Genomic DNA, 21,182 nt, shown 5'->3' on the forward strand with positions numbered 1-21,182 from the left:
GCCGCACGCTCAACGGCGCGGCTCAGGCCAATGGCGGCATTCTGGGCTATGCACCTGCCGCCACCGATACGCGCTTCTCCGGCATCGAGGTCCGCGTCGTCCCCGAGAACGTCACCAACGCGCCCAAGACGCCGATTCCGGCGTCGCGCGAGCCGCTCGTCGAGGAAAAACTGGTGATCGCCCGGCGCGGCGAGAATTTCGAGCAGGTCATGCGCACCGCCAGCGCCACGCCCGACCAGATTCGCGGCATGGTCCAGGCTTTCGCCGGCAAGGTTCGGATCGCCGCGCTGCCGGATGGGCAGGTCCTGCAGATCCTCTATGCGCCGGGACCGCGCGCCGGCGACCCCCGCCAGATCGTCCGCGTCTCCTTTCTGACCAATGGCCAGTCGGACGGCATGGTCGCGATCAACGACGCTGGCGCCTTCGTCCCGGTGACGCTGCCGCGGCAGGAGCTCGTCGGCCCGCAAAGGCCGCAGCGCAAGGCCACGGCAAAGGACGACGAAGGCGACGACGAGGACGACACGACCGGTTCGGGCGCGCGCCTCTATGACAGCCTCTACGAGACCGGGATGCGCCACGACATGCCCCGCCCCCTGATCGATGAGCTCGTCCGGATCTTCTCCTACGACCTCGACTTCCAGCAGCGTGTCCGTGGCGGCGACGCGCTGGAGGTGATCTTCACCGAAGAGGAAGAGGGCGAACGCGCCGAAATTCTCTCGGCCTCGCTCACGGTCGGCGGCGAGACGCGGCGCGTCTTCCGCTATCAGGCCCCCGAGGACGGGCTGATCGAATATTTTGACGAAGAGGGCAAATCGCTCAAGAAATTCCTGCTGCGCAAGCCGATCGCCGAGGCGGAGATGCGCTCGGGCTTCGGCATGCGCTACCACCCGATCATGCGCTATTCGAAGATGCACACCGGCGTCGACTGGGCCAATCGCATCGGCACGCCGATCCTCGCCGCCGGCAACGGCACCGTGCTGGAGGCCGGCTGGTCGTCCGGCTATGGCAAGCACACCGAGATCCAGCACGCCAACGGCTATGTCACGACCTATTCCCACCAGTCGAACTTCGCCAACGGCATCGTGCCCGGCGCAAAGGTGCGGCAGGGTCAGGTTATCGGCTATCTCGGCTCGACTGGCCTCTCGACCGGCCCCCATCTGCATTACGAAGTCCTCGTCAACGGCAACTTCGTCAATCCGATGAAGATCCGCGTGCCCCGCGGACGCGAACTCGACGGCCGGGCGCTCGCCGAGTTCAAGCGCCAGCGCGACACCATCCAGGATCTCAACGTGAAGGCCGGCGGGACGCTCGCACAGCTGCGCTGAGCGCATGATAGGGCATCCGATCAGCCGTCAGGCCCCATCCAGCGCTTGACTCAAGGCCGACAAGGGCACACCGGAGCAGGATCGCTTCTCCCGCGCCGCCTGCGAGTCCCAGGGCCCATGCTCGCCTCCCTTCTGGTCGTCCTGCCCGTTTTCGGCCTGATCGCCCTCGGCTTCGCCGCGCGCTGGGCCAAGATCGTGCGCGAAACGACCGGCGAAGGCCTSTCCGATTTCGTCTTCGTGCTGGCGGTGCCCTGCCTGCTGTTTCGCACGCTGGCCAAGGCCGATATCCCCGACGCCCAGCCTTGGGGTTACTGGATCGCGTATTTCGCCGGCTTGAGTATCGTCTGGGCTCTGGCCATGCTGGTCGCGAGCAAGCTTTTCGCGCGCAAAGGCCCCGAACTCGTGGTGTCGGGCTTCGCTGCGGCGCAGTCCAACACCGTCTTCGTCGGCGTACCGATGATCCTGAAGGCCTATGGCGACGCCGGGGCGGTGCCGCTCGGCCTGCTGCTGGCTGTCCACCTGCCGGTCACCATGACCTTCGCGACGATGCTGGCGGAAGGCCGCTCGACCTCGGTCTCGATGCTGCTGAAGCGGCTGTTCGGCCATCCAATCATCATCGGCATCATCCTCGGCTCGGCCGTGCGCCCGGTCATCGGCCTGATCCCGCAACCGTTCTGGACCATCGTCGACCTGCTGGCCGGCGCCGCCGTGCCCTGCGCCCTGATCAGCCTGGGTATCGCGATGCGCCGCTACGGACTGACCTCGGGGCTCGCCTTGCCCGCCATCCTGAGCGGACTCAAGCTCGGCCTGCATCCGCTGATCGTCTATGTGCTGGCGACCAGGGTCTTCGCGATGCCGGCGCACTGGTCGGGCGTCGCCGTACTCTTCGCCGCCTGCCCCTGCGGGATCAACGCCTATCTCTTCGCCGAGCGCTACAAGCAGGGCGTCGCCGACGCATCGAGCGCGATCGCGCTCTCCACAATGCTCTCGCTCTTCACCACCGCCGCCTGGTTGACCTGGCTCGGCGTCGGCTGAAGCGGGTGCCGATCAGGCGAAGCCGAGCATTTTCCGGATTTGCTCCGCCGTCGCGCCCCGCGCCCTGAGATCGTCGAGGCTCTCCGACAGCCGGCTTTTCGCCAGCTTCCCGCCCTCCTCGTCGAGCAGCAACGCGTGGAAATGGTAGAGTGGCGCCGGCAGATCCAGAAGCCTTTGCAGCACCACGTGAATATCGGTCGCGGCTTCGAGATCGCGCCCGCGCACGACATGGCTGACGCCCTGCGACGCGTCGTCGACCACCACCGCCAGATGATAGCTCGTCGGCGTGTCCTTGCGCGCCACGACGACATCGCCCCAGCGCGCGGGATCGGCAATGACGGGTGTTTCCCGCCCGGCCTCGTCGAAGCAGCGATAGATAAACGGCGCGCCGGCTGCCTCGATCGCCCGGTCCATCGCCAGCCGCAGCACATGCGGCGCGCCTGACGCGATCCGCCCCTCCGCCTCGGCTGGGTTCAGCATCCGGCAGGCGCCGGGATAAAGCGGCGCATTGTCGGGATCGACAGGCCAGTCGCCGCCTGCTTGCGCCCGACGCGCGGCCAGTGCCCGCTTCACCTCACTGCGCGAACAGAAGCAGGGATAGACCAGCCCGCGCGCCTGCAGCTGCCCGAGCGCGGCGGCATAATCGGGAAAATGTTCGGATTGCCGTCTTGTAGCGCCGTCAAACTGCAGGCCGAGCCAGGCAAGGTCGTCATGCACCGCCTGCTCGAACTCCGGCCGGCAGCGTGTGCCGTCGATATCCTCGATCCGCAGCAGCAGTCGGCCACCCATTTGCGCCGCCAGCCGCTCATTGGTCAGCGCCGACAATGCGTGGCCGAGATGCAGCCGGCCGTTCGGACTCGGCGCGAAGCGCAGGATGGTTTGCGGCGAATCGGGAGAGGACGTCGTCATCGCGCCTGTCTATGGTCCCGCCACGATCGGGCCAAGGCTGATCTCGCGACTGCTGACAGCCACCGTCACGGCTTTGCCGCCATCAGGGGACCAATGACGCTGATCACCTGCGACGCCGATCTCGAGGAGGGCATGGCCGCGCTGCACGCGCTCCATCCCCACTGGCGCGCGATCATCGCGCGTGTCGGGCTGCCGCCGCTGCGCCGACGCGAGGCCGGCTTCACGGAACTCGCCTCGATCATCGTGGCGCAACAGCTCTCCGTTGCCAGCGCGCGCGCCGTCTGGGCCCGCGTCGGCACTGTGCTGGCGGCCCTCACGCCGCAGCGCGTGCTCGCGGCCAGCGACGAGGAGATGCGTCTGTCGGGGCTGTCGCGCCCCAAGCAGCGCACGCTTCGCGCGGTGGCGGGCGCCATCGTCGAGGGCCGGCTCGATCTCGATTCGCTGGCGCAGGCGACGCCCGAACAGATCCATGCCCATATGACGGCGGTGTCTGGCATCGGCCCCTGGACGGCCGATGTCTATATCCTGTTCTGCCTCGGCCATCGCGACGGCTTCGCCGCCGGCGACCTCGCCATCCAGGAGGCAGCGCGCGTCGCTTTCAACCTGCCGGCGCGGCCGAAAGCCGCCGAACTGGCGCTGCTGGCGGAAGACTGGCGGCCCTGGCGCGGCGTCGCTGCCAGATTGCTCTGGGCTTACTACGCCGCCCTGAAAGCGCGCGAGGGCGTCACCCCCTGATCGTCTTCAGAGCGGTCTGCGCCGCCGTGCGCAGGAAGGCCGTATCGCTCATCACGGTAACCATTTTGGCGCCCATGCCGACGAAGGCCTTGGCCCGTTCGGCCGATTGCGCGTAGATCGCGACGGGCTTCTTCACCGCCGAGGCCCGCGCGATGATGTGAGCGATGGCTTCGTCGACCTCCCGCGAGCCGGCATCGACGCGCTGGCCATTGAACAGCGCGATCGAGAGATCGGACGGCCCGATGAAGACCGCATCGATGCCGTCGAGCGCCAGGATGTCGTCGAGGATCGCCATCGCCTCGCGCGTCTCGATCATCGCGAAGGATAGCGAGAAGCGGTTGGCCTCCTTGAGATAGGCGTTGGGGTCGAGGCCGGACGCACCGAGCCCGCCATAGCTGCCCCAGCTGCGCTCGCCCATCGGCGGATATTTCGCATAGGCCGCAAAGGTCTTCGCATCGGCCATGGTGTTGATCATCGGCGCGATCACGCCCGAAGCTCCGGAATCGAACAGCTTCGAGACGTTCTGGAACTCGCCGACCGGAATCCGCGCCAGAGCCGGCTTGCCCGCCGCATTGATCAGCGGAATCGACCGGATGACCTCGCCCAGCGTGATCGGCCCGTGCTGCATGTCGAGCGTCACCGCATCGAACGCCTCCTGCGCCAGGATGCCGCTGATGCTCGGGTCGGCGATGCCGCACCAGGCCGAAAGGATCGTGTCGCCCTTGGCCAGACGGTCGGCGAGCGAGGAAAGGGTCGTGGATTTCGACATGGGCGCGTTCATCCGGTCCTGTGCCCGCTCTTGGGAGGCGGCGGGTCTGGCAAGGTGGACCGGCAGGCCACGGAAAAGCAAACGGGCGCCCATGCGCCCGTTTCAATCTCGCCCTGCGTTTGCAGCAGTATCACGCCGAACGGCGCAGCCGGCTCAGCGCCCGGCCTGAATCTCTTCGGCCGCCTTGATCAGCAATTCCGTCATCACGCGCCGAATCTCGGCATCGTCAACCGAGACGCTTCCGGCGGCGAAATCGGCCTTGACCTTGCGCACCACATCCTCGTCTCCAGCCTCCTCGAAATCGGCCACCACGACTGATTTGGCATAGGCGTCGGCCTCGGCGCCGCTCTTGCCGAGCTTCTCGGCCGCCCACAATCCGAGCAGCTTGTTGCGCCGCGCCGAGGCCTTGAAGCGCAGCTCCTCGTCATGGGCAAACTTGTTCTCGAAGGCGTCCTTGCGCTGATCGAAGGTCGACATGCGGGTTCAGTCCTTTCGCGGAGCGTGCCCTGGCGGGCTCGGGAAGACGTCCGTTCCAGCATATAAGATAGCCGCCGGCGCAGGGCCAGACCCGATCGCCGTGCATGACGGATCCCCGCTGGGGAACCTGCGGGGCAAAGCCAGCAGGAGCGGATTTGTTGCGTTTGCAGTGCAGAAGGGCCATATAGCGGGCACGAAGGCGGCCTCGACGGTCGCCTGCGCATTGAGCCGGCAGACAGCGCGGTCTAGGCTGATTCCGATCATGCTGGAATCAGTACAGTTTGCGCAGGTCCAGCCGATCAGAGGCCCCGATCCCGCCGCGGGTGACCGCGACCAGAGAAAGGCCGACCTTTGGATTTCCTCAAGCCACGGTACATCCCAATGAATCGCCGCCGTCGCATCTACGAAGGCAAGGCGAAAGTCCTCTATGAAGGACCAGAGCCGGGTACGCTGATCCAGCATTTCAAGGACGACGCGACCGCGTTCAATGCCAAGAAACACGAAGTGATCGATGGCAAGGGCGTCCTGAACAACAGGATTTCCGAGCACATCTTCACCAATCTCAACGATATCGGCGTTCCCACGCATTTCATCCGCCGGCTGAACATGCGCGAGCAGCTGATCCGCGAGGTCGAGATCATTCCGCTCGAGATCGTCGTGCGCAATGTCGCCGCCGGCTCGCTCTCCACCCGTCTCGGGCTGGAAGAGGGCACGCAGCTGCCGCGCTCGATCATCGAGTTCTACTACAAGAACGATGCGCTCAACGACCCGATGGTCTCCGAGGAGCACATCACCGCCTTCGGCTGGGCGACGCCGCAGGAAATCGACGACATCATGGCGCTGGCCATCCGCGTCAACGACTTCCTGTCGGGCCTGTTTCTGGGCGCCGGCATCAGGCTCGTCGATTTCAAGATCGAATGCGGCCGGCTCTGGGAAGGCGAGATGATGCGCATCGTCGTCGCCGACGAGATCAGCCCCGATTCCTGCCGGCTCTGGGACATCAAGTCGAAGGACAAGATGGACAAGGACCGCTTCCGCCGCGACATGGGCGGCCTGATCGAAGCCTATACCGAAGTGGCGCGCCGCCTCGGCATTCTCGGCGAGAACGAGAAGGCCGGACCGGCCGGGCCGCGGCTGGTGCAGTAATCAGCGCAACCAGCGCCGTGAGCCTGCGTTCGACATCGCACAATCGGGAACGGGAGCCTTCGCGCTCCCGTTTTCGTGTCGCCCTCACGCTGGCCGGCGCGATCTGGCTATCGGGCTGCAGCAATTATTACGGCGCCGGCATCACCGAGCTTCCCGCCGAGCGCGGGTGGCAACCGCTGCCGATCGAGGCCTGGGTGCTGAATGACGGCCTCGCCGCCAGGGCGATGTCGTTTTGCCCGCGCGCGACCTGCACGCGACAGGGCTTCGCCGCGCTCGTCACCGTCGAGGGCCGCGAGGCCGATGCGATGGCGCGCACGCTGGCGACCGACCCCGTCCGCCTCGCGCAAGAATTCGGCAGCCCCACGCCCGAGACGATCAAGGCGGCCAAAAAAGCCCGCAGGACGCTCGTCCCGAAAAGCGCGACCACCGTCACGCGATACCAGGACGATGGCGCAAACGGCCTTCTCGTAGAGATCCGCGCGCTCGATCCCGGCGGCAAGCGCGCCTTCACCGCGATTCTGTCCGGCCGCGATGGCGACAGGCTGGTTCTGGCGCTGGCGGTCAGCCCCGATGCGGATGCGGCCCGCGCCAGCGCCCGCGCCGCCTGGCACGATCGCTGATTTGCAGGCGCTACGCGCGACAAAAGGTTGAGCCAGGCCGCATTCGCCGCTAAGCCACGCCCAAACAGCTCCGGAGAACCTCATGAAAGCCCGCGTCACCGTCACCCTGAAGACCGGCGTGCTCGATCCGCAGGGCAAGGCGATCGAGGGCGCGCTGAAATCGCTCGGCATCGACGGCGTCGAATCGGTGCGTCAGGGCAAGGTCTTCGACATCAAGATCGCCGGCTCCGACAAGGCCGCCGCCGAGGCCGCCCTGAAAAACGCCTGCGAAAAGCTCCTCGCCAACACCGTGATCGAGAACTATCGCGTCGAGACCGGGGTCTGAGCGTTACCGCCGAAGCCGCCACGATCATGACCGACTATGCGACGATCGCGATCCGCCAGGCGACGCCAGCCGATATCGACGCGATCATGACCTGCGAACGCCAGCCCGGCTACGAGGACACCGTCGGTCGCTGGACCGCCGCCGAGCACGAAGCGGGAATGGGCGATCCAAGCCAGCGCTATCTCGCGGTCGTCGCGGCCGACGATGCGGTCATTGGCTTCCTGATCATGCAGCAGATCGGCACGGGCGACGCCGTGCTCGTGCGCCGCATCGCCATCCGCGAGCAGGGGCGCGGCCTCGGCCGCGGACTGCTCGGGCATGCGCTTGGCGTCATTTTCGGGGAACTCGGCGCGAAAAAGGCGTGGCTCCGGGTCTGGCCGCATAATGCGCGCGGCATGGCTCTTTACAGCGGCCTCGGCATGCGTGAGGACGGGCGCAGCGAAGCGCAGAGAAACGGCGCGCCGGCCTGGATGACGATCATGTCGATCGACGCCGAGACCTTTCGTGACCGGAATCGCAGGAGCAGCAGCCCGTGAAAGCCGCCATCATCACCTTTCCCGGCTCCAACCGCGACGGCGACGTCGCCAGGGCGCTGAAGCAGGCCGGTGCGAATGTCGAGCACATCTGGCACGCCGACACCGAACTGCCTGATGGAACCGACCTCGTCGTCCTGCCCGGCGGCTTCTCCTATGGCGACTACCTGCGCACCGGCGCGATCGCGGCCCGCGCCAACATCATGGACGCGACGCGTGCCCACGCCGCCCGCGGTGGCTATGTGCTGGGCATCTGCAACGGTTTCCAGATCGTCTGCGAGGCCGGGCTTCTACCCGGCGTGCTCCGGCGCAATGCCGACCTGAAATTCGTCTGCAGGCGCCAGAACCTCGTGGTCGAGCGCAACGACAGCCCCTATACCAGCCGCTACGTCAAAGGCGAGGTCATCGACGTCTGCATCGCCCATGGCGAGGGCAACTACATCGCCGACGACGAGACGCTGGCGCGGCTCGAAGGCGAGGGCCTCGTCGCCTTCCGCTATGCCGATGCGAAAGGGCAGGTCACGCCCGCCGCCAACCCCAACGGCTCGCTGAACAGCATCGCCGGCATCTATTCGCCAGGCCTCAACGTGCTCGGCCTGATGCCGCACCCCGAGAACCTGATCGATTCCCTGACCGGCGGCACCGACGGGCGCGGCATGTTCGAGAGCCTGATGGGCAAGGCGGCCTGACAAGGCGACCCCGTCTGTCGTCACTTCCCAGCCGCAGCCCTCGCCAGCAGACGCCCTGCCGCCTCCGCATCGAGCGGACCGACATGCTTTTCCAGAATGCGCCCGTCGGGCCCGATGACGAAGGTCTCGGGCACGCCGTAGACGCCCCATTCGATCGCCGACCGGCCGGTCCGATCGACCCCGACCGCCGAATACGGATTGCCGAGCGCGCCGAGGAAGCGACGCGCATTCTCGGCCTCGTCCTTGTAGTTCATCCCGACGACCGCGACCTTGCCGGCCTTGACCGCCGCCGAATCGGCCATTGCGACGAGCAGCGGGTGCTCGACCCGGCAAGGCGCGCACCAGCTCGCGAAGACATTGACGATGGTGCCGCGCCCCTTGGAGAGATCGGCCATCGCGAAGCCCGGCACGCTCTGGCCGTTGCGCTGCAAACCTTCCAGCGCAGTCAGGGAGATCGCCGGCGCGGGCTTCCCGATCAGGGCCGAGGGCACCTTGCTGGCATTGCCCGAGAACAACCCGGTCAGGAAGACGAGCGACAGCGCTCCAAACAGGAGCAGCGGGATCAGGAAGACCAGCGGCGAGCGCCGCCGCGGCGCCATCTCGACCTCGCTCATGACCCGGTCCGGTTCTGGCGTCGCCCCACGCCACGTTCTTCCAGCGCGGCGAGCGCGCGAGATTGGGCCCGGTGATCGAGCAGGATCGATGCGATCAGCCCACCGAGCACCACCACGACGGCGCCATAGGAGGCGAGGATGAAGCCGGCATGCGGCCCAAGAGCACTCATGACGCAAGATCGCTCATGCGGCGACGCCCTGCGCCGCCAGCGCGTCGAGCCGCTCGCTCTCCAGGATCGTCAGCGTGCGCACCCGCCGGCGCATGATCTCGGCCCGCATCGCCACCATGTGCAGGCTGAGCGCCAGCAGCGTGAATCCAACAGCCAGGATCAGCAGCGGCCAGAGCATGCTCGGATGGATCGTCGGGCCGCCGACGCGAAACACCGAGGCCGGCTGATGCAGCGTGTTCCACCAGTCGACCGAGAACTTGATGATCGGCACGTTGACGAAGCCGACCAGCGTCAGGATCGCGACCATGCGTCCGGCGCGGCCGGGATCGTCAAGCGTGCGCCAGAGCGAGATGATGCCGAGATAGATCAGGAACAGCACGAGCACCGAGGTCAATCGCGCGTCCCAGACCCAGTAGGTGCCCCACATCGGCTTGCCCCAGAACGCCCCGGTAAGCAGGCAGACCAGCGCAAAGCACGCCCCGATCGGCGCCGCGGCCTTCTGCGCGACATCGGCCAGCGGATGCCGCCAGACCAGCGTGCCGAGCCCGGCCACCGCCATCAGCGTGTAGAACATCAGCGCCAGCCAGGCGGCGGGTACATGCACGAACATGATCCGGATGGTCTCGCCCTGCTGATAGTCGGCCGGCGCGACGAACCAGGCGAGATAGAACCCGACCGCTAGCAGGGCCAGCGCGACGCAGGCCATCCACGGCAGCAGCATGCGCGACAGGCGCATGAAGCGCGTCGGATTCGCGAAATCGATCAGGCTGGCCATGTCGCGATCAACGGTGGTCTCGGGGCCGCCCCACAGCTGCCGCCTTCGCTTCTAGCAATGGCGGCCGCCGCCAGCAATCCGACAGACCGCGCTGCGACAATGACGCCGTCAGCTTGCGTCGGAGCGAGACGAACCGTTTCCGCCTTTGCCGACGACGCCGAAATCCTGCGAGCGAACACCCTCGCCTGCGAGTTCGAAGCCATCAGCCGCAAGACCGCGACGCAGCAATTCGCGGACCGCCGCCGCACGGCTGGGCATCCTCTTGTCGAAACGCCAGTTGTCGACAGCGCGCAGCTCGTTCTGATTCAACATGATTTGAAGGCGCTCGGGGCGCTCCAGATCCGACATGGCCACCCTCCCCCCTCGAATGAGTAGGTGATGATATAGGCGCACTTTGCTGAGAAGCAACATTTGGTGTGTTTGACGGTATTCAAGCCGTTTGCGTCGATGGCACCGGCCCAGTCTTTGGTGCAATCTACTAACTAATTGAATATATTAGATTTTTTGTGTCTTTTGACATTGCTGCCTGGCCTTGGAGACCATAATTTCCGGATCAACCCGAGGAGCAGTCATGCTGATTCAACTCTCCGATGCGATCCGACGTGAGGTCGAGACGACGATCCGGACCAAGGTCAGCCAGTCCCGGATCGTCGATGTTTATGCGACTGCGGAAGAAATCCGTCGCCGCCATGCCGCCGAGGATCTTCCGCTTGAGCAGATCGCAGCGTCGATCGCGCATCTCGCGACGCAATGCGGCTGCGCGGTCGAGTTCGGCGGCCGCGCCAACGTGGTGATGGACCGCCAGTCGGACTAGGCTTGCCGCAGAGCCGCGGCTGCGGCGATAGTGCCAATGACGATCGCGCCGAGCGAGAGCGCGCACAGGATCAGGAACGGCGTCAGAAACGGGATCGTTCCGCCCACCGCGCTGTTTGCGGCCGAGACCCCGAAGATCAGCACCGGCACGGTCAATGGCGCGACCAGCACGGGCAGGATCAGCCCGCCGCGCCGCAAGCCCGCCGTGAGCGCCGCCCCGGCAGCCCCGATGAAACTGAGCGCGGGCGTGCCGACCAGCAGGGTCGCGGCGACCGGCAGCATCGCCTCCGATGGCAGCGCGACCAGCAATCCCAGCAGCGGCGCGGCGAGCGCCAGCGGCAGCCCCGTCGTCAGCCAGTACGCCGACGCCTTGGCCAGCACGGCGAGTTCGAGCGGCAGCACCGATGCACGGATCAGGTCGAGCGACCCATCGTCCTCATCGGCCTGAAACAGCCGGTCGAGACCGATCAGCGTCGAGAGCAGCGCGCCCAGCCACAGGATCGCCGGCCCGATGCGCGACAGCAGGTTGAGATCGGGCCCGAGCGCGAACGGCACCAGCACGACGAGCGTCAGGAAAAAGACGAGCGCCAGTTCGCCGCCGCCGCCGGACCGGCCGGCGAGCGCCAGATCGCGCTTGAGGATGGCAAGGAATGCGCGCCTCATGGCCCGATCCTCACCTCGCGCACGCCCTCCAGCCCGAGTGGCCCATGCGTCGCGGCCAGAATCGCCCCGCCCTCGGCAAGATGATCCCGCATCAGCCCGACCAGCATCGCCTGCGCCGCCAGATCAAGCGCGGCCATCGGCTCGTCGAGCAGCCAGAACGGCCGCCGCGCCACCAGCAAGCGCGCCAGCGCAACGCGGCGGCGCTGCCCGGCCGAGAGATAAGCGACCGGCAACGCAGCGGCATGCGAGAGGCCGACGGCCGACAGGGCGTCCTGCGGCGACAATGCCGCCGCGCCGAGCATAGCCTGCGCGAAGCCCAGATTCTCCTGTGCCGTCAGCGCGGTCTTGAGCCCGTCGCGATGGCCGACGAGATGGCTGAGCTCCGCCAGCGGCGTCTCGCCCGCGCCCGCAACGGCGATGTCGCCGGCGTCGGGCTGCAAACGCCCGCACAGCATCGCGATCAGGCTCGATTTGCCCGCGCCGTTGCGCCCCGTCAGCGCGATCGCCTCGCCAGGTCCGAGCCGGAAGCCCAGACCCTCGAACACCAGCCGCCCGCCGCGTCGGCAGGCAAGGTTTTCGGCGGTCAGGACCAGCGGCGGGAATGAAAATGGCGTCAAGGCGTCCGCGTCTTCCCAAGCGTCAGAGTCTTCGCGCTTCCCGCGCGGTTGATGTAGCGGGCTTCTTGGAATTGATCTATAGAACCCGTGGCTACGCCGCACGCCGATCCGGCGCGGGGCTCGGGCACTCCCGGGGCGGCGCGCGCGTCATGCGCAATAGGCCTTCGATCCGTTCTGGCCGCAAGGCTTCGGGCGGCTCGCGACCGCAACCCCTTGATCAGGATAGCCCGCATGGCTTCGCTCGATTCCTTCAAGTGCCGCAAGACGCTCACCGTCGGCACGAAGAAATATGTCTATTACTCCCTCAAGATCGCCGAGAAGAACGGCCTGCCCGGCATCTCGAAACTGCCCTTCTCGATGAAGGTGCTGCTCGAGAACCTGCTGCGCTTCGAGGATGGCCGCTCGGTCGTGAAAGCCGATATCGAGGCGTTCGTCGGCTGGCTGACCGACAAGGGCAAGGCCGGCAAGGAGATCGGCTTCCGCCCCGCCCGCGTGCTGATGCAGGATTTCACGGGCGTTCCCGCCGTCGTCGACCTCGCCGCGATGCGCGACGGCGTCAAGACGCTCGGCGGCGATCCCAAGAAGATCAACCCGCTGGTCCCGGTCGATCTCGTCATCGACCATTCCGTCATCGTCGACGAATTCGGCTCGCCCAAGGCGCTGAAGCAGAACGTCGATCTGGAATACCAGCGCAATGGCGAGCGCTACCGCTTCCTGAAATGGGGCCAGCTCGCCTTCGACAATTTCCGCGTCGTTCCGCCCGGCACCGGCATCTGCCACCAGGTCAATCTCGAATACCTCGCCCAGACGGTCTGGACCGCCAAGGAGAAGGTCAAGAAGGGCAAGACCACCACGACCGTCGAGGTCGCCTATCCCGACACCGTCGTCGGCACCGATTCGCACACGACCATGGTCAACGGCCTCGGCGTGCTCGGCTGGGGCGTCGGCGGCATCGAGGCCGAGGCCGCGATGCTCGGCCAGCCGCAATCGATGCTGCTGCCCGAGGTGATCGGCTTCAAGCTCGTCGGCAAGCTCAAGGAAGGCATCACCGCGACCGACCTCGTGCTGACGGTCACGCAGATGCTGCGCAAGAAGGGCGTCGTCGGCAAATTCGTCGAGTTCTACGGCGCCGGCCTGTTCGCGCTGACGCTGGCCGACCGCGCCACCATCGCCAATATGGGCCCGGAATACGGCGCGACCTGCGGCTTCTTCCCGGTCGACACCGAGACGCTGAACTATCTGGAGACGACCAGCCGCAAGCCCGCCCGTGTCGCCCTCGTCGAAAAATATTCGAAGGCGCAAGGGTTGTTCGCGACGCGCGCCACGCCCGATCCGGTCTTCACCGACACGCTCGAACTCGACCTCGCGACGGTACAGGCCTCGATGGCCGGCCCCAAGCGTCCCGAAGGCCGCGCCGATCTCGGCGCGATCAAGGCGGGCTTCGCCGGCGCGATGGACACCGAATACAAGAAGGCCGTCGAGCTCTCGCGCCGCGTCAAGGTCGAGGGCAAGAACTTCGATCTCGGCCATGGCGACGTGGTGATCGCCGCCATCACCTCCTGCACCAACACCTCCAACCCCTCGGTGCTGATGGCGGCGGGCCTGCTCGCCCGCAACGCGGTCGCCCGGGGCATGAAGGTCAAGCCCTGGGTCAAGACGTCGCTCGCGCCGGGCTCGCAGGTCGTGGCCGAATATCTCGCCAAAGCCGGCCTGCAGAAGGATCTCGACAAGCTCGGTTTCAACCTCGTCGGCTTCGGCTGCACCACCTGCATCGGCAATTCCGGCCCGCTTCCGACCGAGATTTCCAAGACGATCAACGACCAGGGCCTGATCGCGGCGGCCGTTATCTCCGGCAACCGCAACTTTGAAGGCCGCGTCTCGCCCGACGTGCAGGCGAACTATCTCGCATCGCCGCCGCTGGTCGTGGCCTATGCGCTGGCCGGCTCGGTCCAGATCGACCTGACGAGCGAGCCGCTCGGCATGGACAAGGCCGGCAAGCCGGTCTTCCTCAAGGACATCTGGCCGACCAACAAGGAAATCCAGGCCTTCATCGCCAAGAACGTCACCAAGGCGATCTTCAAGGCGAAATATGCCGACGTCTTCAAGGGCGACGCCAATTGGCAGAAGGTCAAGGTGCCCACGGGCCAGACCTATGCCTGGGAGGACGCCTCGACCTATGTCCAGAACCCGCCCTATTTCCAGGGCATCAGCAAGACGCCCTCGCCTGTCACCGAGATCGTCGGCGCCCGCATCCTCGGCCTCTTCGGCGACAAGATCACCACCGACCACATCTCGCCGGCGGGCTCGATCAAGGCGGCCTCGCCCGCGGGCAAGTATCTGATGGAGCACGGCGTCGAGATCGCCGACTTCAACCAGTACGGCACAAGGCGCGGCAATCATGAGGTGATGATGCGCGGCACCTTCGCCAATATCCGCATCCGCAACCACATGATGGGCCCCAACGGGCGTGAGGGCGGCTACACCATCCACTACCCGAGCAAGGAAGAGCTGCCGATCTACGACGCCTCGATGCGTTACCAGCAGGAGAAGGTGCCGCTGGTCGTGTTCGCTGGCGTCGAATACGGCAACGGCTCCTCGCGCGACTGGGCCGCGAAGGGCACGAACCTCCTCGGCGTCAAGGCCGTGATCGCCCAGAGCTTCGAGCGCATTCACCGCTCGAACCTGGTCGGCATGGGCGTGGTCCCGTTCACGCTCGCCGAGGGCACGAGCTGGGCGACGCTGGACCTGAAGGGCGACGAAACCGTCTCGATCAAGGGTCTCGCCACCGTCAAGCCGCGCCAGATGCTCGAAGCCGAGATCACCTCGGCCGACGGCAAGGTCAAGAAGGTCCCGATCCTCTGCCGCATCGATACGCTGGACGAGATCGACTACTTCAAGAACGCCGGCATCCTGCACTACGTGTTGCGCGGCATCGCGGCGTAAGGCGTCGACATTCCCCCTCTCCCCTCGCGGGAGAGGGCTGGGGTGAGGGGTCGCGCCGCCTTTTCCGGCTCGTCTTCAAATCCACGGCTTCTGGACAGGCGTGGCGCGACCCCTCATCCGCCACGTCTCCGCCGCGCCACCTTCCGCCGCAAGGGGGGAAGGGAACCGCGCAAGGTTGTCCTCTTTCACCACGCGGTGTAAGGGGGCGTCACAGTCATCCTTGGCGGGGGGCTTGGGGCAGGCGCAGGGTACACACCCGCGCCCGGATGTCGTCCGCCACCATCCACCCAAGACGGAGCACCCGCATGTCCGCAACCTTCGAGACGGTCGCCGGAATCATTTCCGAGACCTGCGACATTCCGCGCGAGAAGATCACGCCCCAAAGCCACGCCATCGAGGATCTCGGCATCGACTCGCTGGCCTTCCTCGACATCGCCTTCGCCATCGACAAGGCCTTCGGCATCAAGCTGCCGCTGGAGCAGTGGACGCAGGAAGTGAACGAGGGCAAGGCGCCGGCCGAGCAGTATTTCGTGCTCGAGAACCTGTGCCAGCGCATCGACGATCTGGTCGCCGCCAAGAAGGCGTGACCGCGCTCATTGTCGCCCGGTCTTGAGCCGGGCACACTCTCCCGATAGAGCATACCAGCACGCGGCGCGGCGACCTTAGGTCCGCACGGCGTGCGCGCGCCGTTCCGGTCGCGCCCGACATGACCAGGGATCGCATGCGCCTCGAATATTTCGACATGATCGATCAGGTCGTGGCTTTCGAGCCCTCGGAAAAGCGCATCGCGACGCGCTCGACCGTGCCGGCCGCCGATGCAAGCCCGGTCTTCGAGGGCCATTTCCCCGGCCACCCGCTGGTGCCCGGCGTCCTGCTGACGGAGACCATGGCGCAGGCCTCGGGCTACCTGCTGCTCGGGCTGAACGGTCTGACGCAGATGCCCTTCCTGATGACGGTCGACAAGGCGCGCTTCCGCACCTTCGTCGAGCCTGACGCCGTCCTCGACGTCACTGCCGAACTGGTGATCGAGGGCTCGGGCTATGCCGCGACCAAGGCGAAGATCGCCATCGCCGGCAAGCCGATCTGCGATGCCGAACTGCGCTTCCGGCTGATGCCTTTCCCAGCCGACATGAAAACCCTGATGGAGGCCCGCCTCGCGGCGATCGGCCTCGTGCCGGAACAGGCCTGACCATGCTGCGCGACGTCGTCATCACCGGGATCGGCCTCGCCTCCAGCCTTGGCGAGGGCATCGAGACCCATGCGGCGGCGCTTGGCGCCGGCGGCCGGGCCATCGTCGATACGACGAGCTTCGCACCCTACCCGGTCCACCCGCTGAAGCCTCTCGAACTCGATCGCCAGATTCCGAAGAAGTCCGACCAGCGCCAGATGGAGCCATGGCAGCGGCTGGGCGTCTATACGGCGGGCCTCGCGCTCGATTCCGCTGGGCTGAAGGACGACGCCGAGGCCAAAAGCCAGTTGCAGGTCATCGTCGCGGCCGGCGGCGGCGAACGCGATCATGCCGTCGACGGCGCCATTCTCACCGGCCTGCGCGGCGCCAACCAGCCCGGCAGCTTCCTGAACGAGCGGCTGATGGGTGACCTCAGGCCCACGCTCTTCCTCGCCCAGCTCTCGAATCTGCTCGCCGGCAACATCGCCATCGTCCATGGCGTCACCGGCGCCTCGCGCACCTTCATGGGCGAGGAGCAGGCCGGCGTCGACGCGATCCGCACCGCACATGCCCGCATCGCCGCCGGACAGGCCGATGTGATGCTGGTCGGCGGGGCCTATAATGCCGAGCGCCGCGACATGCTGCTGCTGCTCGAACTCGGCGGCTTCCTCCGCACCGGCGATTTCGCCCCTGTCTTCGCCCGCGACGACGGGCCGGGGATCATCACCGGCAGCGCCTCGGCCTTCCTCGTGCTGGAATCGGCAAAACGCGCCGCCGCGCGCGGGGCCAGAGCCCATGCCCGTCTCAGCCATGTCGGGGCGGCACGCAGCAAGCGCGCCTCGGGCAGCGTCGAGACCGCTCTGCGCGGGTTGGTCTCGGGCTTCGGCCCGGCTTCGCCAGGCGCGCTCGCCATCTCCGCCGCCACCGGCGCGGCCGGCATCACCGCCGAGGAAGCCGCCGCCATCGGCAGCCTGGCGCAAGCGCGTCGCATCGCCACCGGCGATCTCGTCGGACATGCGATGGAGGCGGCATTCCCGGTTTCGGTCGCGCTGGCCGCTGCCGCGATCTCGGTCGGGCAGGCAAGCGAGGCCGTCGTCACCGGCGCGGGGCATTGGCGCGGCGAGGGCGCGGCGCGCCTCGTCGCAGCGTGAGGGTCGGATCATGAGCACACAGCATCGCGACGCCCGGGGCCGCCCCATCGTCGCCGTTACCGGGCTCGGCATCGTCACCTCGCTCGGCCAGGGCAAGGACGCCAACTGGGATGCGCTGACATCGGGCAAGTCCGGCATCCACCGCATCGAGCGCTTTCCGACCGAAGGCCTGCGCACCACCATCGCCGGCACGGTCGATTATCTCTTCGACGGCAGCTTCAGCGCGCCGGAACTCTCCGAGAAACTCGCGACGCTGGCGGCCGGCGAGGCCGTGAGCCAGAGCGGACTCGGCGTAGCCGGCGATTTCCCCGGCGAACTCTTCATGGCGGTCCCGCCCGTCGAGATGGAATGGCCGCAGAAGCAGGAGCTCGCGCAGGCCGTCGATGGCGATGTCGACTATGACGGGCTGCTGCGCGCCGCCGCCACGCAAAAATTCAAGGCCATGCACGAACTCTTCCTGTTCGGTGCGGTCGCCGACCACATAGCAGAAAAATTCGGCACCAAGGGCTCGCCGATCTCGCTCTCGACCGCCTGCTCCTCGGGCGCGACCGCGATCCAGATGGGCGTCGAGGCGATCCGGCGGGGCGAGACTGAAGCCGCACTCTGCATCGGCACCGACGGCTCGGTCCATGCCGAGGCGCTGATCCGGTTCTCGCTGCTCTCGGCGCTCTCGACCCGGAACGAGCTGCCCGAAGCCGCGGCAAAGCCGTTCTCGAAAGATCGCGACGGCTTCGTCATGGGCGAAGGCGCGGGCGCGCTCGTGCTGGAAGATTACGACCATGCTCTGGCGCGCGGCGCGACGATCCTCGGAATCGTCGCCGGTTGCGGCGAGCGCGGCGACGGTTTTCATCGCACCCGCTCGAGCCCGGACGGCAAGCCCGCGATCCTCGCCATGCAGGACGCCCTCGACGATGCCGGCCTGAAGCCCGGTGACGTCGACTACATCAACGCGCACGGCACCTCGACGCCCGAGAACGACAAGATGGAGGCGATGAGCTGCGCCGCCGTCTTCGGCGAACGCATGGCGACGATCCCGATCTCCTCCAACAAGTCGATGATCGGGCATACGCTGACGGCGGCGGGCGCGGTCGAGGCGGTGATATCCTTCATGACGATCGCCCATGGCCGCCTGCCGCCGACGATCAACTACGTCAATCCCGATCCGGCGATCGCGCTCGACGTCGTGCCCAACACGGCCCGCGACGCCAGTGTCCGCACCGTGATCTCGAATTCCTTCGGCTTTGGCGGCCAGAACACCAGCCTGGTCCTGACGGCCGGGCCGCAAATGTCGGAAAAAAACGCGTGACCCGGGTTCTCGTCACGGGCGGCGGCAAGGGCGTCGGCGCCGCGATCGTCCGGGCGCTTGTCGTAGCCGGCCACGATGTCGACTTCACCTATCGCTCCTCGGCCGAACAGGCGCTGGCGCTGGCGGCCGAGATCGGCGCGGCCCACCCCGGGCGCAGCATCAACGCCATGCCGCTCGATCTCGCCGACAAGGCGGCGCTCGACGCCTTCTGCGAGGAGCGCGAGTCCGAAAGCTATTTCGGCTTCATCCACAATGCCGGCCAGCCCTATGATTCGCTCGCCGCAATGATGGCGCAGGACAAGGCCGAGGCCGCGATGCAGGTCAATTTCTGGGCCTTTACCCGCCTCGCCAAGAGCCTGATGCGCAACATGATCCGCGCCCGCTCGGGCCGGATCGTCGCGATCGGCTCGGTCGCGGCGCTGCGCGGCAATCCCGGCAATGCCGCCTACGCCGCCTCCAAGGGCGCGCTGATCTCCTACGCCAAGACGCTCGCAGTCGAGACCGGCAAGCGCGGCATCACCGTGAACGTCATCGCGCCGGGCTTCGTCGATACCGACATGATGGCGCCCTATGCCGCCTATCGCGACAAGATGCAGGGACAGATTCCGGCCGGGCGTTTCGCGAAGCCTGGGGAGGTCGCTGGTCTCGCCGCCTTCCTGATGAGCGAGCCTGCGGCCTATATCACCGGTACCGTCATTCCGATCGACGGCGGCGTTACCGCCCATCTCGGCGTGCATCGCTGAGATCGACCTTGCGCGGCGGTTATGCTAAGTTCGCTCCGAACCGGAGTGAACCGCCATGACAGCAGCCTTCACCATCCGCCTCGACGACGAGATGCTGGCCAAGCTCGACGCGCTCGCCGCCGACACCGACCGCTCGCGCAGCTGGATCGCGGCCAAGGCTATCGAGAGTTATGTCGAGCTGAATGCCTGGCAGATCGCCAAGATCAAGGAGGGCATCGCTCAAGCCGATCGCGGCGAGTTCGCGACCGAGGAAGAGCTCGACGAGATTGAAGCGGAGTTGCAAGCACGCATCGATGCCGCTCGATGAGGTTGATCTGGACGCCTCGCGCCAAGGACGACTTACGTGAGATCGGCCACTATATCGCTGATTTCAATCCGACTGCTGCACTTGCGCTGGCCCGAAAGCTTCGGCTTGCAGCTAAGGTGCTTGCCGATCATCCCGCCATAGGCCGGCCGGGCCGGGTCGATGAAACGCGCGAACTCGTGGTCTCTGGCACAAGCTATATCCTGCCCTACCGCGTCCGTGATGGCCGCGTCGAAATCCTGGCCGCGCTGCACGCCTCACGCGAATGGCCGGACGAACTCTGAAAGACTGAATTTCCCATGCGTTCACTTCAGCTCCATGGCGACCGCGATCTCCGTCTCGAGGAGATCGATCCGCCGCCGCCGCCCGCCGCAGGCGAAGTGCAGATTCGCATCCGCGCGATCGGATTGAACTATCTCGACATCTGGGGTTTTCGCGGCATGGCCTTCGCCAAGCGCAAGATGCCCCAGGCCGCCGGCGTCGAGGCGGCGGGCGAGATCGTCTGCGTCGGCGAGGGCGTGACGGATCTGAAGGTCGGCGACACGGTCACGGCCTATGGCGCCGAGACGTGCGGACACTGCAAGGCCTGCGTCGAAGGCCGCGACAATCTCTGCGAGAACGTCGCCGGCATCATGGGCTTCCACATCGACGGTTTCGCCCGCGAGCTGATCAACAAATCGGCCCGCCTCGTCATCAAGGCCCCCGCCGGCGTCTCCTTCGAGGACGCAGCCTGCGCGCCGATCGGCTTCGGCACCGTCCAGCACATGCTGTTCGACAATGCCAGGCTCGAACCCGGCGAATCCGTGTTGGTCCACGCCGGCGGCTCCGGCATCGGCACGGCCGCGATCCTGATGGCCAAGGCGATCGGCTGCACGGTCTACACCACCGTCGGCGACGACGAGAAGGGCGAGAAAGCCAGGGCGCTCGGAGCCGATTTCGTCGTCAACTACAAGACCGAGCGCTTCGAGGGCGAGGTTCGCCTCCTGACCAAGCGCAAGGGCGTCGACGTGGTCTTCGAGCATGTCGGCGCCGACACCTGGAATGGCTCGCTGCTCTGCCTGAAGCGCGGCGGCCGGCTCGTCACCTGCGGCGCGACCTCGGGCGCATCGACCACGATGAACCTGATGCAGCTTTTCCAGCAGCAATACCGCATCACCGGCTCCTTCGGCTGCCGCATCGAAAATATCGCGCAATCGCTGGAAAAAATCGCCGGAGGCATGAAGCCGGTGATCGATTCGGTGTTTCCGCTCGCGGATTTCGAGCAAGGGCTCGCCCGGCTCGAAGGCCGCAAGGTTTTCGGCAAGGTCGTCGTGACCCTCTGACCTCGGTCAAAGTGCGCGCAAGGCTTGACG

27 protein-coding genes (1 of these 27 running past the window's edge) are annotated in these 21,182 nt (G+C 66.5%); 18 read left to right on the forward strand and 9 right to left on the reverse strand.

The window, feature by feature from the left end:
* Both AC1DZY_RS11780 and AC1DZY_RS11785 read left to right on the forward strand, forming a co-directional pair.
* A protein-coding gene (locus tag AC1DZY_RS11780) for a peptidoglycan DD-metalloendopeptidase family protein (RefSeq protein WP_476820301.1) crosses the window boundary here: on the forward strand, nt 1-1,325 show its 3' portion. The gene continues 718 nt to the left of window position 1, outside the view; only the last 1,325 of its 2,043 coding nucleotides appear in the window; its start codon lies beyond the left edge, outside the window; the stop codon is at nt 1,323-1,325.
* Between the two features lie 117 nt (nt 1,326-1,442).
* Nucleotides 1,443-2,360: an AEC family transporter gene (locus AC1DZY_RS11785; protein ID WP_476820302.1), complete on the forward strand. Its 918-nt coding sequence runs from the start codon at nt 1,443-1,445 to the stop codon at nt 2,358-2,360.
* Between the two features lie 12 nt (nt 2,361-2,372).
* Here the strand turns inward: AC1DZY_RS11785 and gluQRS are convergent, their stop codons facing one another.
* Nucleotides 2,373-3,269 carry a tRNA glutamyl-Q(34) synthetase GluQRS gene (gene gluQRS, locus AC1DZY_RS11790; protein WP_476820303.1) on the reverse strand — a complete coding sequence of 299 codons (897 nt, stop codon included), beginning with the start codon at nt 3,267-3,269 and terminating at the stop codon, nt 2,373-2,375.
* Between the two features lie 93 nt (nt 3,270-3,362).
* Between gluQRS and AC1DZY_RS11795 the strand changes: the two genes are divergently transcribed.
* Entirely contained in the window at nt 3,363-4,004 is a 642-nt protein-coding gene (locus tag AC1DZY_RS11795; RefSeq protein WP_476820304.1) for a DNA-3-methyladenine glycosylase family protein, read from the forward strand.
* Here the strand turns inward: AC1DZY_RS11795 and AC1DZY_RS11800 are convergent.
* Nucleotides 3,994-4,773 carry an HpcH/HpaI aldolase family protein gene (locus AC1DZY_RS11800; protein ID WP_476820305.1) on the reverse strand — a complete coding sequence of 260 codons (780 nt, stop codon included), beginning with the start codon at nt 4,771-4,773 and terminating at the stop codon, nt 3,994-3,996. The genes AC1DZY_RS11795 and AC1DZY_RS11800 overlap by 11 nt on opposite strands.
* Before the next feature lie 153 nt (nt 4,774-4,926).
* Nucleotides 4,927-5,250 (reverse strand): DUF1476 domain-containing protein, encoded by a 324-nt coding sequence (locus AC1DZY_RS11805; protein ID WP_476820306.1) that lies wholly within the window; start codon nt 5,248-5,250, stop codon nt 4,927-4,929.
* Nucleotides 5,251-5,601: 351 nt separating this feature from the next.
* Between AC1DZY_RS11805 and purC the strand changes: the two genes are divergently transcribed.
* The 5 genes from purC (at nt 5,602) to purQ (ending at nt 8,563) form a co-directional block, all read left to right on the forward strand.
* Nucleotides 5,602-6,396 (forward strand): phosphoribosylaminoimidazolesuccinocarboxamide synthase, encoded by a 795-nt coding sequence (purC, locus tag AC1DZY_RS11810; protein ID WP_476820307.1) that lies wholly within the window; start codon nt 5,602-5,604, stop codon nt 6,394-6,396.
* A 17-nt stretch (nt 6,397-6,413) separates the two neighbouring features.
* Nucleotides 6,414-7,016 (forward strand): hypothetical protein, encoded by a 603-nt coding sequence (locus tag AC1DZY_RS11815; protein ID WP_476820308.1) that lies wholly within the window; start codon nt 6,414-6,416, stop codon nt 7,014-7,016.
* 82 nt (nt 7,017-7,098) lie between these two features.
* On the forward strand, nt 7,099-7,341 hold the full coding sequence (gene purS, locus AC1DZY_RS11820) for a phosphoribosylformylglycinamidine synthase subunit PurS (protein ID WP_476820309.1): 243 nt from the start codon (nt 7,099-7,101) through the stop codon (nt 7,339-7,341).
* A gap of 26 nt (nt 7,342-7,367) precedes the next feature.
* Nucleotides 7,368-7,877: a GNAT family N-acetyltransferase gene (locus tag AC1DZY_RS11825; protein ID WP_476820310.1), complete on the forward strand. Its 510-nt coding sequence runs from the start codon at nt 7,368-7,370 to the stop codon at nt 7,875-7,877.
* Complete coding sequence (purQ, locus tag AC1DZY_RS11830) at nt 7,874-8,563, forward strand: phosphoribosylformylglycinamidine synthase subunit PurQ (RefSeq protein ID WP_476820311.1); 690 nt, start codon at nt 7,874-7,876, stop codon at nt 8,561-8,563. Before AC1DZY_RS11825 ends, purQ begins: the two co-directional genes overlap by 4 nt.
* 20 nt (nt 8,564-8,583) lie before the next feature.
* On the opposite strand, the gene AC1DZY_RS11835 is transcribed toward purQ, so the two are convergent.
* The 4 genes from AC1DZY_RS11835 to AC1DZY_RS11850 form a co-directional block, all read right to left on the reverse strand.
* Nucleotides 8,584-9,177: a DsbE family thiol:disulfide interchange protein gene (locus tag AC1DZY_RS11835; RefSeq protein ID WP_476820312.1), complete on the reverse strand. Its 594-nt coding sequence runs from the start codon at nt 9,175-9,177 to the stop codon at nt 8,584-8,586.
* A complete protein-coding gene (ccmD, locus tag AC1DZY_RS11840; RefSeq protein WP_476820313.1) occupies nt 9,174-9,347 on the reverse strand; it encodes a heme exporter protein CcmD in 174 nt (57 codons plus the stop codon). The genes AC1DZY_RS11835 and ccmD overlap by 4 nt, the downstream gene beginning before the upstream one ends.
* 13 nt (nt 9,348-9,360) lie before the next feature.
* Nucleotides 9,361-10,122: a heme ABC transporter permease gene (locus AC1DZY_RS11845; protein WP_476820314.1), complete on the reverse strand. Its 762-nt coding sequence runs from the start codon at nt 10,120-10,122 to the stop codon at nt 9,361-9,363.
* 108 nt (nt 10,123-10,230) lie between these two features.
* A complete protein-coding gene (locus tag AC1DZY_RS11850; protein WP_476820315.1) occupies nt 10,231-10,470 on the reverse strand; it encodes a hypothetical protein in 240 nt (79 codons plus the stop codon).
* Nucleotides 10,471-10,693: 223 nt separating this feature from the next.
* Here AC1DZY_RS11850 and AC1DZY_RS11855 point away from each other — a divergent pair, with 223 nt between their 5' ends.
* Entirely contained in the window at nt 10,694-10,936 is a 243-nt protein-coding gene (locus tag AC1DZY_RS11855) for a hypothetical protein (RefSeq protein ID WP_476820316.1), read from the forward strand.
* Here AC1DZY_RS11855 and ccmB read toward each other — a convergent pair.
* Entirely contained in the window at nt 10,933-11,598 is a 666-nt protein-coding gene (gene ccmB, locus AC1DZY_RS11860) for a heme exporter protein CcmB (RefSeq protein WP_476820317.1), read from the reverse strand. The two genes, AC1DZY_RS11855 and ccmB, sit on opposite strands and share 4 nt — an antisense overlap.
* Nucleotides 11,595-12,191: a heme ABC exporter ATP-binding protein CcmA gene (gene ccmA, locus AC1DZY_RS11865; protein ID WP_476820520.1), complete on the reverse strand. Its 597-nt coding sequence runs from the start codon at nt 12,189-12,191 to the stop codon at nt 11,595-11,597. The genes ccmB and ccmA overlap by 4 nt, the downstream gene beginning before the upstream one ends.
* A gap of 255 nt (nt 12,192-12,446) precedes the next feature.
* Here ccmA and acnA point away from each other — a divergent pair, with 255 nt between their 5' ends.
* From acnA to AC1DZY_RS11910, 9 genes are all read left to right on the forward strand, one after another.
* On the forward strand, nt 12,447-15,158 hold the full coding sequence (gene acnA / locus AC1DZY_RS11870) for an aconitate hydratase AcnA (protein WP_476820318.1): 2,712 nt from the start codon (nt 12,447-12,449) through the stop codon (nt 15,156-15,158).
* Between the two features lie 305 nt (nt 15,159-15,463).
* Entirely contained in the window at nt 15,464-15,745 is a 282-nt protein-coding gene (locus AC1DZY_RS11875; protein WP_043242327.1) for an acyl carrier protein, read from the forward strand.
* A gap of 134 nt (nt 15,746-15,879) precedes the next feature.
* Nucleotides 15,880-16,347 (forward strand): ApeI family dehydratase, encoded by a 468-nt coding sequence (locus AC1DZY_RS11880; RefSeq protein WP_476820521.1) that lies wholly within the window; start codon nt 15,880-15,882, stop codon nt 16,345-16,347.
* A gap of 2 nt (nt 16,348-16,349) precedes the next feature.
* Nucleotides 16,350-17,477 (forward strand): beta-ketoacyl-ACP synthase, encoded by a 1,128-nt coding sequence (locus AC1DZY_RS11885; protein ID WP_476820319.1) that lies wholly within the window; start codon nt 16,350-16,352, stop codon nt 17,475-17,477.
* A 10-nt stretch (nt 17,478-17,487) separates the two neighbouring features.
* A complete protein-coding gene (locus AC1DZY_RS11890) occupies nt 17,488-18,783 on the forward strand; it encodes a beta-ketoacyl-ACP synthase (RefSeq protein WP_476820320.1) in 1,296 nt (431 codons plus the stop codon).
* Entirely contained in the window at nt 18,780-19,526 is a 747-nt protein-coding gene (locus tag AC1DZY_RS11895; protein ID WP_476820321.1) for an SDR family NAD(P)-dependent oxidoreductase, read from the forward strand. Before AC1DZY_RS11890 ends, AC1DZY_RS11895 begins: the two co-directional genes overlap by 4 nt.
* 55 nt (nt 19,527-19,581) lie before the next feature.
* On the forward strand, nt 19,582-19,833 hold the full coding sequence (locus AC1DZY_RS11900) for a CopG family ribbon-helix-helix protein (protein ID WP_054211787.1): 252 nt from the start codon (nt 19,582-19,584) through the stop codon (nt 19,831-19,833).
* The gene (locus tag AC1DZY_RS11905; RefSeq protein ID WP_476820322.1) at nt 19,830-20,114 is read left to right on the forward strand and encodes a type II toxin-antitoxin system RelE/ParE family toxin; all 285 of its coding nucleotides are present in this window, start codon (nt 19,830-19,832) and stop codon (nt 20,112-20,114) included. The genes AC1DZY_RS11900 and AC1DZY_RS11905 overlap by 4 nt, the downstream gene beginning before the upstream one ends.
* Nucleotides 20,115-20,129: 15 nt before the next feature.
* A complete protein-coding gene (locus AC1DZY_RS11910; RefSeq protein ID WP_476820323.1) occupies nt 20,130-21,152 on the forward strand; it encodes a zinc-binding dehydrogenase in 1,023 nt (340 codons plus the stop codon).
* Nucleotides 21,153-21,182 lie beyond the last annotated feature (30 nt).

The organism is Allobosea sp. P2_A10 (assembly GCF_056405115.1).

Coding starts and splice junctions, on each gene's coding strand:
- AC1DZY_RS11900 (WP_054211787.1), top strand. CDS start 19,582: ATGACAGCAGCCTTCACCATCCGCCTCGACGACGAGATGCTGGCCAAG.
- AC1DZY_RS11880 (WP_476820521.1), top strand. CDS start 15,880: ATGCGCCTCGAATATTTCGACATGATCGATCAGGTCGTGGCTTTCGAG.
- AC1DZY_RS11835 (WP_476820312.1), bottom strand. CDS start 9,177: ATGAGCGAGGTCGAGATGGCGCCGCGGCGGCGCTCGCCGCTGGTCTTC.
- ccmB (WP_476820317.1), bottom strand. CDS start 11,598: ATGAGGCGCGCATTCCTTGCCATCCTCAAGCGCGATCTGGCGCTCGCC.
- AC1DZY_RS11875 (WP_043242327.1), top strand. CDS start 15,464: ATGTCCGCAACCTTCGAGACGGTCGCCGGAATCATTTCCGAGACCTGC.
- AC1DZY_RS11890 (WP_476820320.1), top strand. CDS start 17,488: ATGAGCACACAGCATCGCGACGCCCGGGGCCGCCCCATCGTCGCCGTT.
- AC1DZY_RS11855 (WP_476820316.1), top strand. CDS start 10,694: ATGCTGATTCAACTCTCCGATGCGATCCGACGTGAGGTCGAGACGACG.
- AC1DZY_RS11800 (WP_476820305.1), bottom strand. CDS start 4,773: ATGTCGAAATCCACGACCCTTTCCTCGCTCGCCGACCGTCTGGCCAAG.
- acnA (WP_476820318.1), top strand. CDS start 12,447: ATGGCTTCGCTCGATTCCTTCAAGTGCCGCAAGACGCTCACCGTCGGC.
- ccmD (WP_476820313.1), bottom strand. CDS start 9,347: ATGAGTGCTCTTGGGCCGCATGCCGGCTTCATCCTCGCCTCCTATGGC.
- AC1DZY_RS11850 (WP_476820315.1), bottom strand. CDS start 10,470: ATGTCGGATCTGGAGCGCCCCGAGCGCCTTCAAATCATGTTGAATCAG.
- AC1DZY_RS11825 (WP_476820310.1), top strand. CDS start 7,368: ATGACCGACTATGCGACGATCGCGATCCGCCAGGCGACGCCAGCCGAT.
- AC1DZY_RS11885 (WP_476820319.1), top strand. CDS start 16,350: ATGCTGCGCGACGTCGTCATCACCGGGATCGGCCTCGCCTCCAGCCTT.
- AC1DZY_RS11905 (WP_476820322.1), top strand. CDS start 19,830: ATGAGGTTGATCTGGACGCCTCGCGCCAAGGACGACTTACGTGAGATC.
- AC1DZY_RS11805 (WP_476820306.1), bottom strand. CDS start 5,250: ATGTCGACCTTCGATCAGCGCAAGGACGCCTTCGAGAACAAGTTTGCC.
- purS (WP_476820309.1), top strand. CDS start 7,099: ATGAAAGCCCGCGTCACCGTCACCCTGAAGACCGGCGTGCTCGATCCG.
- AC1DZY_RS11910 (WP_476820323.1), top strand. CDS start 20,130: ATGCGTTCACTTCAGCTCCATGGCGACCGCGATCTCCGTCTCGAGGAG.
- AC1DZY_RS11795 (WP_476820304.1), top strand. CDS start 3,363: ATGACGCTGATCACCTGCGACGCCGATCTCGAGGAGGGCATGGCCGCG.
- AC1DZY_RS11845 (WP_476820314.1), bottom strand. CDS start 10,122: ATGGCCAGCCTGATCGATTTCGCGAATCCGACGCGCTTCATGCGCCTG.
- gluQRS (WP_476820303.1), bottom strand. CDS start 3,269: ATGACGACGTCCTCTCCCGATTCGCCGCAAACCATCCTGCGCTTCGCG.